We start from the raw sequence: 17226 nt of genomic DNA, 5'->3' as shown, positions 1-17226 counted from the left end.
TTCACCAACAAAAAAAATGGCTATCAATCATCTGATAGCCATTCCAACTACTATTCTTCGTCTAAATTCCAAGCAATAACAAATATATCTTCATTCGCGATGATGTAAATTCCATCTGTGAAGATCTCACCCTCTTGACGCGCTTGCTCCACTAAATCATTTAGCTCCGCTTCAGTTCCAGGGAAACCTAATTCAAGAGCTACCTTTTTCCATAAATCTTCATAGCCCGGTTCTCCAAAGACAGATCCCTCAAAATTGAAGCCACCTACTGCCTCGTCAGCATTATTATAGAAAAGATATCCTTCAACCTCATCATCGTATTCAACCGATAATCCGTATTGAGTACGTGCCATTCCTTCAATGTTTTTAAATGTCACATCCGTGTTATCGAAAACAACCGCACCGTCTGCTCCAATTTGCTTTCCATCAATCGTCGTATTCGCCGCCATAGCACCACTGTTATAGAAGTAATACTTTTTACCATCGATGTCCTTCCAACCTAGTGCCATTTTTCCAGACGAGCGATCTAGGAAATACCACTTGCCGCCTGTTTGTAACCAGCCTGTTTTCATGGCGCCGCTTGAAGCTAAGAAGTACCAGTCTTGACCGGATTTCACCCAGCCTGTCTTCATCGCGCCTGAAGCGTCAAGGAAGTACCATTGCTTTGAAAGCTGAATCCAACCAGTCTTCATCACACCGTTTGCATCAAAGTAATACCATTTGTTGCTGCTAGATACCCAGCCTGTTTTCATGTATCCATTTGTATCAAAGAAATACCACTTGCTGTTTAATTGTAACCAGCCTTTTTGTAACGCGCCTTTTGCGTTGTAGTATGTCCAGTACGAGCCTTTTTTTACCCATTGGTTGTGGTACTGAACAGCTTTTGTTCCTGCTGCATAAGATGCAACTGGTGCAGAAAGTAGCGAAAGACCTGCTGCGATGGTTACGGCTTTAAGCGTCTTTTTCAAAATCATTTCCCCCATTTTTCTCTCTATTTTTTATACTACTAAAGTAGTTTACTATTTTAATAAAATTTAGTAAATATATACTTTTATTACAAATACTTGCTTTCACCATACAACTAAATGAGTCGTTTTATTGTACAAAAAACATGTAAGCAAAACGCTGATTTTCATGGAATTAGGTTGTTTGTCCAAACCAGATTGGCTCACAACAATATACTTATATAGAGGTGATTTTCCCTCCAATTTTTTCACAGAGGGGGTGAAAGTATGGGCTGGGGTTATTATGGCGGCGGTTACGGCTACGGCGGTGGCTACGGCGGCAGTACATTTGTATTAATCGTTGTATTGTTCATTCTTCTTATTATCGTTGGCGCTTCTTTTTATTAAGAAGCTAGCATCGAATGAGCAAAGGGCAGGCAAAGTTGTCTGCCCTTTGTTTATTGACCTCTCATGTTTTTAAAAGAAGGACTCAGTTCACTCCAAACATCGAACTTATTCCCATCTTCATCATAAAAAACAAAGTTTCTCCCTGCGTGTCCCCTATCTTCAATCTCTCCGACTCTCACATCGTTTTCCTTCAGCTCTGAATGCAACGCGACCAATGCAGCTAATCCATCTACTTCAAATGTTAGCGAAAACCGTTCTTCACCGTAAATATCAAAGAAATTTGCAGTTTGGTTTTCGGCGGACCTGACAAGAAATAGACTTTGATTGGCTAAATTGAGAATCGCTTTGTCCTGGTCCCTGTAGCTTTCGACCGCTCCTAATTTTTCAATATACCAAGCAGAAGAACGTTCCACATTCGTTACAGGAATATACGTGGTACCTACCCTTACTAATTGCGTACTCAATTCCGTCTCCCCTTTCAACCTTTCCCTATACTCATCGATAGACCTGACATTTTAGTCCACTATATAACAAGTAAAAAATGACTATCAAGAATCGTGATAGCCATTCTTCCTGTTAATAAAATTCACTGAATGTTATTCCTCTGGTGACACTGCTTGGTTATGTCCAGCGTGAGTTGCATACACATACCAAAAGCCAATGACCACGAGTGCTAGTAGGGCCAAAATTCCTTTTTTGAGTATAGACCCTCCCCGGTCTCTCCTTTATTCAAAATTCCACATAATGAACAATATTTTATCATTCACCAAAATATTGAGATCGTCCTTCCTAATCTCTCCGGTTTGGCGTGATTGCTCCATTAATTCATTCAGCTCTGCTTCGGTTAGTGGCACATCAAGTGCAAGAGCTATTTTTTTCCACACTCCTTCGTAGGAAGAAAAGGCCACTACTCCCCCATCTACTCGAAAAGCACCTACTTGATCATCATCAAGATATAGATTATATGATTTCGTTTCATCCTGGTACTGCATGGTTAACCCAGAATCTGCTACTATGCCTTCAATCGTTTTCATCATCTCAGCAGAATGATCCTCGTAGACTGCACCATCTGCACCGATTTTTTTGCCGCCAATGGTCTTGTTGGCCATCATGTGTCCATCACTATAGAAATAATACGTTTTTCCATCGATATCTTTCCAATCGACTGTCATTTCACCAGACGTCCGATCAAAGAAGTACCACTTACCTGCATCCTTTAGCCAGCCCGTTTTCATCGCGCCGCTAGCGCTTAAGTAGTACTTTACATTATCAGCTAATTCAATCCATCCTGTTTTCATGGCACCCGAACGATCCAGGTAATACCATTGATTCGATACCTTGGCCCAGCCGGTTTTCATAGCGCCTGAGCTATCTAGAAAGTACCACTGATTCGATACCTTCACCCAGCCCATCTTCATAGATCCTGAGCCATCCAGATAGTACCACTGATTCCCGACCTTGGCCCAGCCTGTCTTCATCGCGCCGCTTGCCTCAAAGAAATACCATTTTCCACTGACAAGCGCCCAACCTGTCTTCATATTCCCATTTGCATCAAGGTAATACCACTTACTGTTTTGCTTCAGCCAACCCTTATGTAACGCGCCATTGGCATTATAATACGTCCAATACGCTCCTTTTTTCACCCACTGATTGTGGTGCTGAACGGCAGTCGTTCCTGCTGCAAACGATGAAACTGGTGCGGCTAGCAGTGCGAGACCCGCTGCGATTGTTACAGCTTTTAGCGTCTTTTTCAACATCATTACCCCCATTTATACTTTTCTATTAAACTACCTATTATTTTACCATATTTTTGTAAAATTTGGTAAAAACTTATTTATTTCCCAACTTCACAAAAAAGGACCACAACACAGTCGCGATCCTTTTTCAAACATATTTCTTCGCTTTTTTTTCTATAAAATCAACAATGACTTTCAACGCAATAAACAAGATGATCGACACGATCAACGAATAAAAGTAGTTCCAATCCTCAAATGTGTACAAGTTAAAATATACACATAAAGGAATCCCGATAAAACTGATGACCGCCGACAAGATCACTTCCGCCACCAAATACGCTTTCCAACGTCTGAAATATTGATAACATAAGGTCATCATCACGGGGATCACCGCAAAATCAACTGCATTGAAGCGATGGGTAAAAACAAGAAACTGATGCGGGTATTCCCAATAATCAAAATAAGTCCCCAGCTCATCCACTAGACCAACGATGATAAAACTAATCACAAAGGCCAGAGAAATTAACAAGATGCGATACCGGTCGATTAATACGAGCAGAAGCACAAAGAACAGGGCATTTATGATAAGAATACTCCACCAATGACCACTCCACAAATCATGATGAAGCCAAATCTGCGTCTCAGCCGTAAGATACTTATTAAATGCCTTTTCCAGTTGACTATACATACTGTTTTCATCCCTCATTTTGAGTTCACTTTAAACAGTAATAATATGGCACTTCTTTTCATTTGTTATACAAACATGGTGGCAATTGGCTGTTTTACAAGAAGTAGGTGAACAACTATGTCCCCACAAGCTCCACTCAGGCTGAGCTTGTGGGGACTAGTTGACCTTTTTTTTCGGACTCTGTCAGAAGTTGCTTCATCTTTGGACAGTAATTTACTTTTTTGAGTAAGAAGATGCAAAAAGTAGAGAAGTAGCCAGGGCCTAGATTTACTTTCTTAAGCAAGAAGAAGTAAAAAGTAGAAGTAGCCGGGCTCTAGTTCTACTTTCTTACGCAAGAAGAAGCAAAAAGTAGAAGTAGCCGGGCTCTAGTTCTACTTTCTTAAGCAAGAAGAAGCAAAAAGTAGAAGTAGCCGGGCTCTAGTTCTACTTCCTTAAGCAAGAAGAAGCAAAAAGTAGAAGTAGCCGGGCTCTAGTTCTACTTTCTGAGCAAGGAGTGGCAAAAAAGTAGAACTAGCCGGGCTCTAGTTCTACTTTCTTAAGCAAGAAGAAACAAAAAGTAGAAGTAGCGTGGCTCTAGTTCTACTTTCTTAAGCAAGAAGAAGCAAAAAGTAGAAGTAGCCGGGCTCTAGTTCTCTTTGGCGCTAACTCTGTTAGAAGTTGCCCCAGTTTCATTTTAGAGCAGAGTCAAAATCCTTATTTCCCCCCATTAGAAAAGGCTTCGCACTTTAAGCAAAGCCCACATAACACTAATTTGTAATTCGTCGAAGCAACTTCCACTTCGTTTGTCGTGAAAGGACCGTTAACCCTTTGAAGAGCGTATACCCAAGTAAGATGCCGGCCACATTCAAAATGATATCGTCAATATCAAATTGCCCGATTTGCAAAAAGAACTGCAGTGATTCTATCGTAAAAATACTAACCACACCGATGGTAAGAATTTTTGTAAATGACCTAGATTTTTTAAATAGGATCGGCAGTAATATGCCTAATGGAACAAATATCAACATATTCCCGACGGTATTATTTAAAATGATATCTACATTATAATGTTCCCGTTCGATAATATAGCGGGAGATTGTCTTGAATGGGATGATGTTCGCATTCAGCTTCCACACTTCCATGCTAAAAAAACTATGCGTGTTTTCCGGGTACCAAAAATAACGGTTAAATGAACCGCGGTCAATGATCCTGCCAATGATTCGTTCAAATAGCAAATTCCAAAGTATGATAAAAGAATAGAGGTAGAACGCAATTTTTACACCATAATTAAACAGTTTATATCCTGGGAACACAGAGGATTGCATGCCCTCTTTTAAGGTATTTTCGTCGCCAAAACTCTTTATCGCTTTTTGAACTGCTTCCTTCTCAGAAAGCCCCTCTTCTATGTACTCGTCCCTTAATAATTCCAGGTGGTGAATCATTTCCTCCGCGATGTCAGCTTTTTCGTTCTTATCGCATGTTAGTTCCTTCACGATCTGGTCAACGTAGGTTTTAATGTTGTGATCCAAGCCATTCCCTCCGAACATGTTTGAATTAGATTGTGTACCTTATTCCATTCCGCTAGCTTTCTTTCTAACTCCTTCTTGCCATCCTCCGTGATGCGATAGTACTTTCTCCTTGACCCGACATCGGAGTTTTCCCAGTAAGAATCAATCCAGAGCTTGTTTTCCAGTCGTTTTAAAGCGGGATACAAGGTGCCCTCACTCATGTTATATAGCTCATTGCTGTTCTCCTTTAATGTCTTCACCATCTCATATCCATACATATCCCTCTTTCTAACAATGGAAAGAAGAAGAATATCGATGCTGCCTTTCATAATTTCCTTATCCAACAAAATCACCTCGCTTTTAAATCGGACTCTTATGACATCGTATCACGTGGTACATCGTGTTACAAGGGTTATGGTTAAAAAATCCAATTTTTAATATGAAATATTCCTTTTTTGAATTACACTAATTGTGTAAGTCTTGGGGCTTCTTCAGTGAATGGGGGTGTTTACTCATGAAAAAAACCGTGTTATTTATAGTATTTTGGTGTGTGGTCCTGTTTTCAATCATTGCCCAGCGATCCGACAATCTGATTTTGTGGTTACAACCTAATGCTGTTTCTCTTTTCGATGAAAGAATGTCATATACGTTGTTGCCCATCATTTTCAACTTTTTTATATTGTTTTTATTATGGAAAATGCGCGTGCGCTCCGCTCTTTTCTGGCTGTCATTCATAGTAAATCTGCTTCTTTTCGTCTATTATTTCTATTATCAGTATTGGGATCTGGGCAGGTGGAGGTTGTTTTAATTGGGTGGGGTATTGTTGAGGTTTAGCTTAGATATGTGGTTATGGTGAGGATTAGATTCGGACTATCTCTTTACTTTTTCTCTAGCCTCTGTCCGAATCTAGCTCTCATTCTGACAATCTCATTGCTTTTTCACTGTCCTCTGTCAGTATCCGCCCCTTATTCGTAGGCAACCTCATAGTCAGGTAATTCCTTATTTGCAATTTTCATTATTAGCAACTCCTATAGAGTAATTTCCTCCTGCGAATACCATTTCAGAAACGCATCTTTCTCGATCACATTCAAAATACACGGCGCCTTTACAAGTGCTTCTAATTTCGCATGTTCCTCCGGAAACTCCGCTTGCACGTCTAATCTCATGTACGGCAGCTTTTCCTGTGCTTTTTGCGAGCGGATATTGGCTAATTTCGCCCCGGCAAATACGTATTCTAAATCCAAATCCCCAAATGCTGTAAATAAAATCTCTGCCTTCGCCGCAGCATTATAGCCTTTGCCCCAATACGGATGCCCGATCCACGTCCCGATATGACTCGTTTTATTGGTCTTATCAATATCCTTCAGTGTGATTACCCCAATGACTTCATCCTTCTCATTTAAAATAACCCTTGAATATTGCTGCCCCTGCCTTTCTTGTTCCAAAATAAATTCAATAAACCCTATCGTTCCCTCAACAGAAGTTTGGCTGTCCGTCAGTCCCAGTGCATCTTTTACTTGCGGTTCCGAAGATAGAGCAGACATGGCTTCCGCAAACTCTCTTTGATGTGGGACTAATCTAACACGTTTCATACAAATCCCTCCTAACTGTCAATGAATTCCATAATTCGATTCAAATGAAAAAATTCCTTCTTTTTTAGAAAAAGTTCAGGCACACCAGGCATAGCCAATCTTAATTCAATACCCACTTTCAGCCAGATGCCTTAACAGTTCCTTCTGTATCCGCAGCAATGATTGAATGTCTTTTTCTGGCATTTTTTCTAAGGCCGCCAGCATTGCTTGATAGGAAAGCGAATTTCTGCTTATTTCCTTAGATACTTTTTCCCCTTCCATGGTAAGGGCTAGCTTAACTTCTCTCCGGTCCGCCTCGGAAAGCTTGCGTTCCACTAATCCCATTTTTACTAACTTATCCACGCTCACACTAATCGTACTCTTTGATGAGATTAGCCTTTCCGTCAATTCTTGCTGCGACAATCCCGGAAAGGACAGTAACGTATTTAGGATGGACAACTGTTGCAAAGTAAGACCAAAGCTCTCCGCGTTCTTTTTCGTTAATTGCGCTGTCGTTTTGTTAATCGCCCATAATGATTGGTAGACTTCCATTACCTGCTGCACTTTTGTGTCATTAAAATTTAAGGCCATTTAAGTCACTCCCTAAAAATAGTTCATTTATGAACTGTTTAATTATGAACTATTATACTTTAGAAGACTCCAAAAATAAACTTTTACGGAGTAGGGCATAATTTAAGTGAACATTTATTGGGACTGAAAATGGAGGAACCCTATGAATCATGAGCTCGTGAAATTTCTCCCCTTACTTTTATCCATCATCCTTCTTGGGCTAGCAGTAAAATTCGTCGATTGGAAAAAACGGGAGACCTATGCCCGAACGGTACTATTTGCTATTTGTGTGGACTTTTTTATCTCTATCTTGACCTATAAGCACTCACTCTGGTATTTCCACCCGGCATTTTTAATCCCTAATCATACCATCGCTGATTTTATGATCGCATTTACCAACATCCCGTTGATTGTTTTACTTTTTCTATCACATTACCCATACGGCAATTCCATACTTAAACAAAGTGCATATATTACCCTTTGGAGTGTCCTATTTACCATCATCGAAACTATCTTTTTATTTACAAATCTTTTGTCTTACCACAACGGATGGACCTCTTGGTGGTCGTTCATAGTATGGATTTTCACTTTTATAAGTCTCATCCTGCATCAGAAAAAACCAATCATTGTCTGGGCCCTTTGTTTTTCCTGTACAATCTTTCTGATTCTTTACTTCCATTTACCTGTTTTAAAAATGAAATGACCGTTTTGGGAATTTATCAGCGGATTTCGGCTATTTATCAGCGAATTTTCGATTTTATCAGCGAATCGGCAAGCTTTATCAGCGATTTTTAACTTTTATCAGCGAATCCAACCATTAGCCATTATTCATTCACTTTTTTTAAAACTTGGTAAACCTTATCTTCATTCCTTTTAAGATATTCTTTTACTGTTTCAACATCCTTTGAGATTTTGAGTATTTTAATTGTAATAAACATGAACCAAATTAATATCCCTATTAAAAAAACATATAATAACATTGTCTATGTACTCCTGTTTAAGAAATAGTAGTTGTTGCCTTTTTTCTTACTTGGATCCCGGTAAATGTACATACAATAAAAATAATCCACATGATGACTGTGAGAGGTAAGATCATCATTCCCACTCCATAATTATCATCTTCCATTGGAAAATAGGTGCGGATAGGGGTTGTGTAAATGGCCATAAGATACAGGATTTCGTTAATAAATGGAATGAAGAATACGTATTTCCAGCGGCCAAATTCAAAGTGACGAGCAATCAAGTAGCATGCTGGCCCATAAGCCAGGAAAGAAATACTCGTAATCGTTGCTGAAAAAAGCGTCCCATGGTCTAGACTGAACATGGCCCCTTCATTAAATATTGTGTATATCAGCGTTGTCATTACTAGATGGAAAATCGTTCTTATCAAATTTCTCATCATGATTTCACCTTTTTACTATTTTTATAGTTATATAGAAAATTCTACTCTCAAGAACGACATTCCTGTTTTTACTAAAAAATGATATTTTTCAATTAAGTAAACTTAATATACACTTTAGTTAACTAATAATCATCAAACTGGGGGGTTAGACGATGTATAAATTACGCGGACATCATCTGTTTTGCCTGTTGGGCTATCGGGGAATGGGGTATTCCGAGGAATATGTGGAGAATATGACGCGGTTGCATCAGAATTTGCGGCACAACCCAGAGACACTGATTGAGCTTGTTAAGGGGCCAGATCAATTGTGTGAAAAGTACCCGAACTCTGGTGATTACCACTGTCAGGACGCCAACCTCTATGAGAGGGATGCGGTTATTTTAGAAAAAATGGACCTTCATATCGGGCAAACCCTGAAATGGAAGGACATTGAGTCCCGCATTAAAAAGCACGTCATCCCCACCGATATTCAAACCGTCTGCGAAACCTGCCACTGGCGTACCTACGGGGTTTGTGAGGAAGGCATTCAAGAGATTATAGACGGGAAGGGCTTGAGAGAAGTGAAATAAGCCCTTCTTGTTTTTTTATGTTCGCTCCCTTATTCAAACACTTCCACTCTTGTAAGTTATATTAAACCCCTCATTTAAATTTCCTTTTTCCAAATGTTTCATTTTATGATTTTCCTTTTTAAAAAGTTTCATAGTCTTAAGTAAAAACTTGTTGACTTGAGAATCATTTTCAATTAAATTTAAATTAATTGAAAATGATTCTCATAATCAACAGGAGGTATGAAGATGCTAGATAGTTTATTTCTGTCTCTTCGGGAAGGGCTCGAAGCTGCACTTATTATTGGAATTATCCTTGCTCACCTAGTACGAATTGGACGAACGGATTTAAAGAAAGTTGTATATATAGGGGCAATCGCAGGAATTGTCATTAGTGCGGTGGTAGGCACAATTGGGTTCAGCGAAGCCAAAGAGGCCGAAGAAGCGGGAGAAGAACTAATCGAAGGCATCATGATGTTGCTTTCTGCTGGATTGATTGCCTATTTCATCCTATGGATTCATAGAAACCAAGGCAGTACAGCAGCGGTTACACAAAAGGTAACTAAAAACACGAGTGCCATCGGGCTGTTAGTATTATCGTTTCTATCGGTTGTCCGTGAGGGAATAGAACTGATGGTGTTTAATATGACAAAGATTTCAGAAAGTGCCTTCACTGTAGCATCAGGTAGTATCATCGGGATTCTACTCGCTGTATTGATTGCCTTCGCTGTATTTAAAACGTCTGTTAAACTTAACCTATCATTAATCTTTAAACTATTAGGCGTTGTCCTTATCTTTGTTGGTGGAGAACTATTTGGCGAAGGCTTGGTTAAGCTGTTTGAGGGTGGAGAACTCCTCGAAGAAGTCGGAATGGCTACATTTATCCTCGTTGCTCTTTTCGTATTTTTAAAGAACGATATCCAGAAGTTCCGTAAGCAACGCGTTGTGCCTAAACCATAAGTTATTAAAAAGAGTCGGCTCCTTTTAAAAGGGACCGACTCTTTTTACATTTAAATCCATGGGACGGATCCTGTGGATTTCTAACCTTTCTATTATTTCCCCTTTGCCTCCAGGATTTCAATTCTATAGGTAATTACCCTCACCAATAGGAATGCTCCTATTAAAAAGAAGATGGACCCAGACACTCCAATGTGCTTGACCAATGAGCCCGTTATAATCCCCACACATACAAAGGGTGACAATCTCCATTTCAAAAATTTTTCTAACAATTTAATAGCCTCCAATATTTGCTCTGTCTTTCTAGATTGATCCCGGTTCCTCAGCAATTTTTTTCAAGGCTTCGGCACGGGAAATAATAAATTTCTTCATATATTTTTCCAAGAATAGCTTGTCAGCCGCCATCCCAATTAAACCGAATGGTGACTTATACTGGAAATGATCGATCATTAGGGTTCCGCCAGCTTCTTCGACAAAATGATGTGTATGAGTGAAGGAATGAAAGGCTCCCTTCACCATAATATCTTCAAACATATTCGGTTTCTCCATTCGTGTCACTTTGGCGGTCAGCCTTTGCTTTAGACCGAAATGAACAGCTTCCCACGTCACCGTATCCCCTACCACTAAAAGCCCTTTCGTCACTCCACTAATGGCTTTTTCCTTAGTTTTAGAGGTCGTTTGCGTATGGACTTCGACATTCCTCGCCAGGTCAAAACATACTTCAATAGGTGCTTTAATAAACTGCTGATGCACAATAACTGGCATTTCCCTTCTCCTTGAAAAATTTTCTTAAATAGCTATTGGCAAACGCCTAACGGATTACAGTCCGGGTCATAGAACGTAAAAAACTTCTTCGTTCCTTTCCCATCCATCGCACTTACTTTAACATTTTTTTCAAGTAAATACTTGTGGGTTTGTTATATATCGTGTGGGATAAAGTTATAATATTTCCCCACCCCAAATTTATTTTCAGGAAACTTCATTGGTTGATGATCGACTGTTCGCACTAGGCATACCACGGTTTGAGCACCTTCTTCAATCCGCATAACTGCCGCCTCTTCTTCGATATAAATGAGTGTAAAACCAAGGATCTCTTCATACCATTTTGCTGACAATTTAGGGTCTTTCACCGGAATAAATACCGCTTCCATTCCTTTTAAAAGTGGTTTAGTCATTTATTTTCTCCATGTAAAATTTGTATTATATTTACAATTCTACAATTCCCCCGACAATTCCTTGCTTACGCTGGAAAAACAAGGCCAACAAAAAATCACCGTTTCACACAACGTGAACGGTGATTTTTTTCAAGAAGGTTTATTTAATGGATATCAATCTTTCTGAAATTGCCGCCCTTTACTTCGGCTACGTCATACACGGTAACGAAAGCCTTCGGGTCAATTTCATTAATGATTTCTTTCAGCTTGGTTTCTTCCAAGCGGTTAATCACGCAGGTGATTTCTTTAAACATTTCATTGGTGAATCCGCCGTACGCTTCCTTATACGTTGCCCCACGGCCCAGGCGGTCACGGATGGTCTCGATCATGGCTTCAGGATGAGTGGTGATAATTTGGAAGGTTTTCGAGCCGCTTAAACCTTCTTCGACAATATGTATGACTTTCGAAGCGATAAAGTAGGCAATAGCCGATAGAATGGCGCCTTGGAGACCGAACACGGTGGAAACGAAGATAAATACAAAGGTATTTAAGAAAAGAATGAGATCACTTGTCCCAAACGGCAATTTGCGCGAGAGCAGGACGGCCAGCATATCAATTCCATCTAAGGCACCGCCATTACGCAGGGCAAGACCCATCCCAAAACCGAGGATAATCCCTCCAACAACGGTAATGAGCAAGGTATCCCCTTCAATAATCGCCGGGGTATGGTGCATAAGGCTTGTCCCCACTGCTAAGGATATGATTCCTAACACCGAAAAAATCGCGAAGCTTTTACCAATTTGTTTGTAGCCTAACCATACAAAGGGCAGGTTCAGCAAGGCAATGAGAATGCCTAGTGGTAAACCAAACAGCTCGGAACCAACGATACTAAGACCCGTCACGCCCCCATCCGATACATTGTTTGGAATTAAAACCGTCTCGAGTCCATAGGCCGCAATAAATCCACCGAGGATGACCATCAATCCTTTTAAAATCAGTCTTGGTTTTTTCGTCTTGTTCTTTTTAATTTCTCCCATCAAATTCCTCACTTTATTTGTTTATTTATTTTAGTTTACCATAAAATTCTGTTTTCATGACTTTGGGTGGCCTCCGCCTTTTTAAAATCTCCAACACAAAAAGGACCGCTGCTCTGCGATCCTGGTCCATGCTATTGGGAATCTACTATTGTTGTAATGCTTTTTTATTTCTAAAAAATGTAAACAAAGCCACAATGATTAAAACTGGAATTGCATATATTTGTCCGACAAACAATTTCCAGCCTACTGTATTATAGCCTTCAGATGCAGGAAGGAAGATGGCTATTAGACAAACAACCAAATAGGCTATTAGTGGAGGCATTATTTTTTTCATTTGTGCACCACCTTATTATAGATCTAACTACATAATTATCTTACCAATTATTTTTAATATTGTAAATATTACCATTATACCCAATTTATATTACCTACTATGAAAAAGCTGCCGAGGCGTCTCAGCAGCTTTTAGGATTCGTTCAGTATAAGTTGTTCGCGTTTTTGTCTTCGAGTATAGACCATTTTTGAAAGTAACACACTGATTTCAAAAATAAGAATAAGTGGGATGGCAACGGAAATGTGCGAAATAAATTCTGGCGGTGAAATCATCGAGGCGATGATGACCAGAATCAGATATGCATACTTTCTAAGTTTCACCAATGTAAAAGGATTGACCACTCCGAGAGTCGTTAGAAGCATGATAACTAGCGGTAATTCAAATGCGACCCCAAACGGCAACGTCATGTCCAATAGAAAACTAAAATATTTTTCCGCTGTGAACGAGGTTTCGATTAATCCGTTCCCCAAATGCGTGAGAAATCTCATCACGTTCGGAAAGATGAAGAAATAACCGAATGACATTCCCCCCAAAAAAAGCAAAAACAGCGCTGGTATGTATGCTAAAGTTACTTTTCTTTCCACCGGCTTTAACGCTGGCTTGATAAACAACCAAATTTGCCAAGCCGCTACGGGAATGGTCCCCACTGCAGCAACCACCGTGGCCAAATGGAAATAAATCCACATGATATCACTTGGCCCCAACACCATTAACTTATATCCCAGGTTCCCCATAAAGAAAAGATAGATTTGCTTGTCATAAATTAATCCTACTACTAGAAAAAGCAGGAATGCTATCGCTATAAAAATTAATCGTTTTCGTAATTCATTCAGATGCTCACTTAAGTGAAGTTCCTTCTCTCTCAACTAGCCCCGCCTGCCTATCAATAATGTTGTAATGACCATCACTCTCGCCATTATACCTCTTTGGCAGGATAAAATCAGCCTTTTGACAATGTTGCTAGGTTTTCTGCCATCTCTGTCCGAAGTTTCCTCACCTTCTGACAATGTTACCTCTTTTTCCGTCTACTCTGTCAGAAGTACCTCGGTCTTCTGACAATGTTACTTGCTTTTCAGCCACCTTTGTCCGAAGTTCCCTCACCTTCTGACAATGTTGCTTGCTTTTCATCTATCTCTGTCCGAAGTTCCTCAGTCTTCTGACAATGTTGCTCGCTTTTCCTCCGACTCTGTCCGAAGTTCCTTCGCCTTCTGACAATGTTACCTCTTTTTCCGCCTACTCTGTCAGAAGGCCGCCTGTCTTCTGACAATGTTGCTCGCTTTCCTCCGACTCTGTCCGAAGTTTCCTCACCTTCTGACAATGTTACCTCTTTTTCCGCCTACTCTGTCAGAAGTACCTCGGTCTTCTGACAATGTTGCTAGGTTTTCAACCATCTCTGTCCGAAGTTCCCTCACCTTCTGACAATGTTACCTCTTTTTCCGCCTGCCTACTCTGTCCGAAGTTGCTCGGTCTTCTGACAATGTTACTTGTTTTTCATGCCACTCTGTCCGAAATTCCCCCGCCTTCCGCCAATCTCACCCGCTTCTCAGCCAAGACAAGACAAACCCACTCTTATAAAATCAAAACAATCGTCCCAGCCGTGATCAGCGCTCCGCCTACAATCTTATGCTTGGCCAATCTTTCTTTTAAAATAATAAAGCTCAACACCATCGTGAGCACGACACTAAATTTGTCAATGGGAGCGACGACAGAAACATCGCCCAATGCGATCGCGGCAAAATAGCATAGCCAGGACAAACCCGTGGCCATCCCTGATAGGACGAGAAAAAAATAGCCTTTCTTGGAAATCCCCTTTAATTCCTTCACCCTGCCCTGGAAAACGACAATCCCCCATGCAAAAAATAGGATCACAATGGTTCGCAAAAAGGTACCCAGGTTCGAATCAACGCCTTCCAGACCAATTTTTGCTAAAATTGCCGTTAGCGCCGCAAACACAGCCCCTATAATCGCGTGCACAACATAGCGTTGCGACCCGGAAAATCGTTTCTTCTCTTCACTTTTTCCAATTAAAATAAACGTCCCAATGGAAATAATCGTTCCACCTGCAATCACTAGGGGTTTCGCGGGTTCCCCCAAAACAAGTACAGACAAAATGATGGTCAGCACAATACTCGCCTTATCAATGGCCACCACCTTCGACACTTCCCCAATGGCCAACGCCCTGAAAAAAAACAGCCATGACAAGCACGTGGCCACCCCCGAAAGCCCTATAAACAGCAGGGCTTTATGGGTAATCGAAGAGATTGTATGAAGCTGACCGGTCACAAGGACAACGATAAAAGCCATCACCACCACAACGATGGTGCGGACCGCCGTGGCTAAGTTAGAATTGACATTCTCCATGCCGATCTTGGCTAAAATCCCGGTAATTGCCGCAAACAGAGCTGCTAATAATGCTAAGACGATACTCATTTTGGTATCCCTTCTTTTCCTTAAAAATACGTCTAATCAATAGGGTTTCACCTAATCTATACTATTAAACATTTCTGCGTGTTCACCCTCCTCATCCATACAAAATATAGTAAAATAGCAGGTAAGCATACGCATGCAAATTTTAGCAAAAGGGGTGACTACCCTTGCCAGATTGGTCGTACCATACCCTATTCAAGCCGATTCTTCACAAACTGCCCCCGTCCTTTAGCCGGGAGTTTATTCACCGCGGGATTAGCCTGTTATCTTCTTCCTTCATCGGCGAAAAAGTAATCGAATTTCTCGGCCACATGACCCCTTCGAAAAAACTGGAGAGGCACCTATTCGGTACACACTTTCCTTCGCCAGTTGGTCTAAGCGGAAAAATTGATCCGCAATTATCTGGGCTCCAAGCCTTTCAAAACCTTGGGTTCGGTTTCATCGAAATTGGTCCGGTAACCCTTCACGGTTCAACCAGCGCGGAAGAACTGTACATAGATCAGAAGCAAGAACTGATACAAGGTACGGCCGATTACACTATCAAACTATCAACCGTTAAGGATAAACTTCATTCTTTGAAAAAAAAGAAAGTACCATTTTTTATAAGGGCCGAGGGTACATTGCCGGAACTCACGCAGATTTGCGAAGAACTCCACCCTTTCAGCGCTGGGTTTATCATCGACGGGCAAGCATTTGAAACAGCGGGCCAGTATCAACTTTTTCAAAAGGCAGTAAATAAACCCGTTATATTAGTTTATTCAGCTGAAAACATAACTAAGCTAGAAAACTTGCAACAACAACCTAGCGGAATCCTCCTTGAGGAACCTCGCTTGCTCGAATCTCTTGCTGTAGCAAGGAAATTGCTTGGTGATGGCGTCCCCATCCTTACGTCAGGTGGAATCCGTGAACCAATAGACGGAGTTGCCTTACTGGAGAACGGCGCTTCGCTTGTCCTATTAGGCTATGAGTATGTTTTTTCCGGGCCTGGTCTACCCAAGCGGATTAACGAGGCCTACAGCGATAAGCTCCCAAAGGAGTCCGTAAAGATTGAGGGCTGGCTGTGGTATTGGCTGTTCGGCCTGGCCATTTTTGTCGCCGGATTCATCGCCTTATTTTTCAGCATGACGTCAATTATTCTTCCATACGACGAATCGTTTTTAGGCTTACTCCGAAACGACCTTCTCGTGTTCAATCCGGCCATTCTTTACTTCATGGCCCATGACCGGATGACCCTTTCCGGAACCATGATCTCGGGCGGAATCATCTACATGCAGCTGGCGAAGTACGGGGTGCGGTATGGACTCCATTGGGCCAGGAAAGCCATAAATATCGCGGGAACGGTTGGGTTCCTGGGGATTTTCCTATTCATCGGTTACGGCTATTTCGATTGGCTCCACGGCTTGTTTTGGCTGATTTTACTACCGTTATTTATTTTGGGTTTTGTAAAAACAAGAGCCGCCATCGATACTCCGTCAAGTATCAACCGAACGAATCATCGGCAGTGGAAATGGAGTCTGATTGCGCAATTGTCTTTTGTCTTATTAGGGTTCGCTTTAACTGCTGGTGGAGTCGTTATCTCGGTCGTTGGCGCGTCGACTGTTTTTGTCCCGACCGACCTTACTTATTTATGTCTCACACCAGACATACTCAACGAGTTTAACGACCGCTTAATCCCAGTGATTGCCCATGACCGGGCTGGGTTTGGCAGCGCCTTGCTAAGTGTCGGCTTACTTGTGTTGATGCTGGCGTTATGGGGGATTCGCGAAGGGGAACGCTGGGTCTGGTGGACGTTCACGCTCGGCGCCATTCCGGCGTTTTTATCCGGACTTGTCACTCATTTCGTAATTTCCTATACGGATTTTGTGCACCTACTACCTGCCTATTTTGCCGTCGTCCTTTACCTAATCGGCGTCATCGGCACGGCTCCATATTTATCTAAAAAGCCAGGCGTTTAGCCTGGCTTAAG

At 41.2% G+C, this 17226-nt stretch carries 19 protein-coding genes and 1 pseudogene; 5 read left to right on the top strand and 15 right to left on the bottom strand.

What is annotated here, in order from left to right; genetic code table 11:
- Nucleotides 1–50: 50 nt before the first annotated feature.
- Entirely contained in the window at nt 51–968 is a 918-nt protein-coding gene (locus QE429_RS02885) for a PspC-like choline-binding domain-containing protein (RefSeq protein ID WP_307283827.1), read from the bottom strand.
- 264 nt (nt 969–1232) lie between these two features.
- Here QE429_RS02885 and QE429_RS02880 point away from each other — a divergent pair, with 264 nt between their 5' ends.
- On the top strand, nt 1233–1352 hold the full coding sequence (locus QE429_RS02880) for a YjcZ family sporulation protein (protein WP_307283825.1): 120 nt from the start codon (nt 1233–1235) through the stop codon (nt 1350–1352).
- 50 nt (nt 1353–1402) lie between these two features.
- On the opposite strand, the gene QE429_RS02875 is transcribed toward QE429_RS02880, so the two are convergent.
- The 7 genes from QE429_RS02875 to QE429_RS02845 all read right to left on the bottom strand — a co-directional run bounded on the left by QE429_RS02875 (nt 1403) and on the right by QE429_RS02845 (nt 7425).
- Entirely contained in the window at nt 1403–1816 is a 414-nt protein-coding gene (locus QE429_RS02875) for a VOC family protein (RefSeq protein WP_307283823.1), read from the bottom strand.
- 261 nt (nt 1817–2077) lie between these two features.
- A complete protein-coding gene (locus tag QE429_RS02870; protein WP_307283821.1) occupies nt 2078–3106 on the bottom strand; it encodes a PspC-like choline-binding domain-containing protein in 1029 nt (342 codons plus the stop codon).
- Nucleotides 3107–3236: 130 nt separating this feature from the next.
- Nucleotides 3237–3776 carry a CBO0543 family protein gene (locus tag QE429_RS02865; RefSeq protein WP_307283819.1) on the bottom strand — a complete coding sequence of 180 codons (540 nt, stop codon included), beginning with the start codon at nt 3774–3776 and terminating at the stop codon, nt 3237–3239.
- A gap of 746 nt (nt 3777–4522) precedes the next feature.
- The gene (locus QE429_RS02860; RefSeq protein ID WP_307283816.1) at nt 4523–5284 is read right to left on the bottom strand and encodes a VanZ family protein; all 762 of its coding nucleotides are present in this window, start codon (nt 5282–5284) and stop codon (nt 4523–4525) included.
- The gene (locus QE429_RS02855; protein WP_307283813.1) at nt 5245–5607 is read right to left on the bottom strand and encodes a PadR family transcriptional regulator; all 363 of its coding nucleotides are present in this window, start codon (nt 5605–5607) and stop codon (nt 5245–5247) included. Before QE429_RS02855 ends, QE429_RS02860 begins: the two co-directional genes overlap by 40 nt.
- 684 nt (nt 5608–6291) lie before the next feature.
- Nucleotides 6292–6855 carry a GNAT family N-acetyltransferase gene (locus tag QE429_RS02850; protein ID WP_307283810.1) on the bottom strand — a complete coding sequence of 188 codons (564 nt, stop codon included), beginning with the start codon at nt 6853–6855 and terminating at the stop codon, nt 6292–6294.
- Nucleotides 6856–6960: 105 nt separating this feature from the next.
- Complete coding sequence (locus tag QE429_RS02845) at nt 6961–7425, bottom strand: MarR family winged helix-turn-helix transcriptional regulator (protein ID WP_307283806.1); 465 nt, start codon at nt 7423–7425, stop codon at nt 6961–6963.
- Nucleotides 7426–7567: 142 nt separating this feature from the next.
- On the opposite strand from QE429_RS02845, the gene QE429_RS02840 reads away from it, so the two are divergent.
- Nucleotides 7568–8107, top strand: a complete 540-nt coding sequence (locus QE429_RS02840) for a CBO0543 family protein (RefSeq protein WP_307283804.1) — start codon at nt 7568–7570, stop codon at nt 8105–8107.
- A 294-nt stretch (nt 8108–8401) separates the two neighbouring features.
- Here the strand turns inward: QE429_RS02840 and QE429_RS02835 are convergent, their stop codons facing one another.
- Entirely contained in the window at nt 8402–8803 is a 402-nt protein-coding gene (locus QE429_RS02835) for a hypothetical protein (RefSeq protein WP_307283801.1), read from the bottom strand.
- A gap of 155 nt (nt 8804–8958) precedes the next feature.
- Here QE429_RS02835 and QE429_RS02830 point away from each other — a divergent pair, with 155 nt between their 5' ends.
- Both QE429_RS02830 and QE429_RS02825 read left to right on the top strand, forming a co-directional pair.
- A complete protein-coding gene (locus tag QE429_RS02830; protein WP_307283798.1) occupies nt 8959–9375 on the top strand; it encodes a DUF1284 domain-containing protein in 417 nt (138 codons plus the stop codon).
- Between the two features lie 225 nt (nt 9376–9600).
- Nucleotides 9601–10311, top strand: coding sequence for an FTR1 family iron permease (locus QE429_RS02825; RefSeq protein ID WP_307283796.1), 711 nt, complete (start codon nt 9601–9603; stop codon nt 10309–10311).
- A gap of 300 nt (nt 10312–10611) precedes the next feature.
- On the opposite strand, the gene QE429_RS02820 is transcribed toward QE429_RS02825, so the two are convergent.
- The 6 genes and pseudogenes from QE429_RS02820 to QE429_RS02795 form a co-directional block, all read right to left on the bottom strand.
- Complete coding sequence (locus QE429_RS02820; RefSeq protein WP_307283794.1) at nt 10612–11073, bottom strand: SRPBCC family protein; 462 nt, start codon at nt 11071–11073, stop codon at nt 10612–10614.
- Nucleotides 11074–11105: 32 nt separating this feature from the next.
- Nucleotides 11106–11483, bottom strand: a pseudogene (locus QE429_RS02815) (VOC family protein).
- Between the two features lie 143 nt (nt 11484–11626).
- Nucleotides 11627–12499 carry a YitT family protein gene (locus QE429_RS02810; RefSeq protein WP_307290715.1) on the bottom strand — a complete coding sequence of 291 codons (873 nt, stop codon included), beginning with the start codon at nt 12497–12499 and terminating at the stop codon, nt 11627–11629.
- 145 nt (nt 12500–12644) lie between these two features.
- Entirely contained in the window at nt 12645–12833 is a 189-nt protein-coding gene (locus tag QE429_RS02805; protein WP_307283792.1) for a DUF4017 family protein, read from the bottom strand.
- Between the two features lie 131 nt (nt 12834–12964).
- Nucleotides 12965–13699: a twin-arginine translocase subunit TatC gene (gene tatC / locus QE429_RS02800; protein ID WP_307283789.1), complete on the bottom strand. Its 735-nt coding sequence runs from the start codon at nt 13697–13699 to the stop codon at nt 12965–12967.
- A 703-nt stretch (nt 13700–14402) separates the two neighbouring features.
- Nucleotides 14403–15263 (bottom strand): EamA family transporter, encoded by an 861-nt coding sequence (locus QE429_RS02795; protein ID WP_307283786.1) that lies wholly within the window; start codon nt 15261–15263, stop codon nt 14403–14405.
- 164 nt (nt 15264–15427) lie between these two features.
- Between QE429_RS02795 and QE429_RS02790 the strand changes: the two genes are divergently transcribed.
- Complete coding sequence (locus QE429_RS02790; protein WP_307283784.1) at nt 15428–17215, top strand: dihydroorotate dehydrogenase; 1788 nt, start codon at nt 15428–15430, stop codon at nt 17213–17215.
- Nucleotides 17216–17226: the final 11 nt, after the last annotated feature.

This window comes from Bacillus sp. SORGH_AS_0510 (assembly GCF_030818775.1).
Taxonomy (GTDB): Bacteria; Bacillota; Bacilli; order Bacillales; family Cytobacillaceae; genus Neobacillus.
The sequence above is the reverse complement of the archived record's forward strand: the minus strand, read 5'-3'. Positions and strand labels throughout refer to the sequence as shown.

Excerpts from the sequence above, each read along its gene's own strand:
- QE429_RS02830 (WP_307283798.1), top strand. The coding sequence starts at position 8,959 with ATGTATAAATTACGCGGACATCATCTGTTTTGCCTGTTGGGCTATCGG.
- QE429_RS02865 (WP_307283819.1), bottom strand. The coding sequence starts at position 3,776 with ATGTATAGTCAACTGGAAAAGGCATTTAATAAGTATCTTACGGCTGAG.
- QE429_RS02845 (WP_307283806.1), bottom strand. The coding sequence starts at position 7,425 with ATGGCCTTAAATTTTAATGACACAAAAGTGCAGCAGGTAATGGAAGTC.
- QE429_RS02880 (WP_307283825.1), top strand. The coding sequence starts at position 1,233 with ATGGGCTGGGGTTATTATGGCGGCGGTTACGGCTACGGCGGTGGCTAC.
- QE429_RS02820 (WP_307283794.1), bottom strand. The coding sequence starts at position 11,073 with ATGCCAGTTATTGTGCATCAGCAGTTTATTAAAGCACCTATTGAAGTA.
- QE429_RS02850 (WP_307283810.1), bottom strand. The coding sequence starts at position 6,855 with ATGAAACGTGTTAGATTAGTCCCACATCAAAGAGAGTTTGCGGAAGCC.
- QE429_RS02795 (WP_307283786.1), bottom strand. The coding sequence starts at position 15,263 with ATGAGTATCGTCTTAGCATTATTAGCAGCTCTGTTTGCGGCAATTACC.
- QE429_RS02825 (WP_307283796.1), top strand. The coding sequence starts at position 9,601 with ATGCTAGATAGTTTATTTCTGTCTCTTCGGGAAGGGCTCGAAGCTGCA.
- QE429_RS02835 (WP_307283801.1), bottom strand. The coding sequence starts at position 8,803 with ATGAGAAATTTGATAAGAACGATTTTCCATCTAGTAATGACAACGCTG.
- QE429_RS02840 (WP_307283804.1), top strand. The coding sequence starts at position 7,568 with ATGAATCATGAGCTCGTGAAATTTCTCCCCTTACTTTTATCCATCATC.
- QE429_RS02810 (WP_307290715.1), bottom strand. The coding sequence starts at position 12,499 with ATGGGAGAAATTAAAAAGAACAAGACGAAAAAACCAAGACTGATTTTA.
- QE429_RS02805 (WP_307283792.1), bottom strand. The coding sequence starts at position 12,833 with ATGAAAAAAATAATGCCTCCACTAATAGCCTATTTGGTTGTTTGTCTA.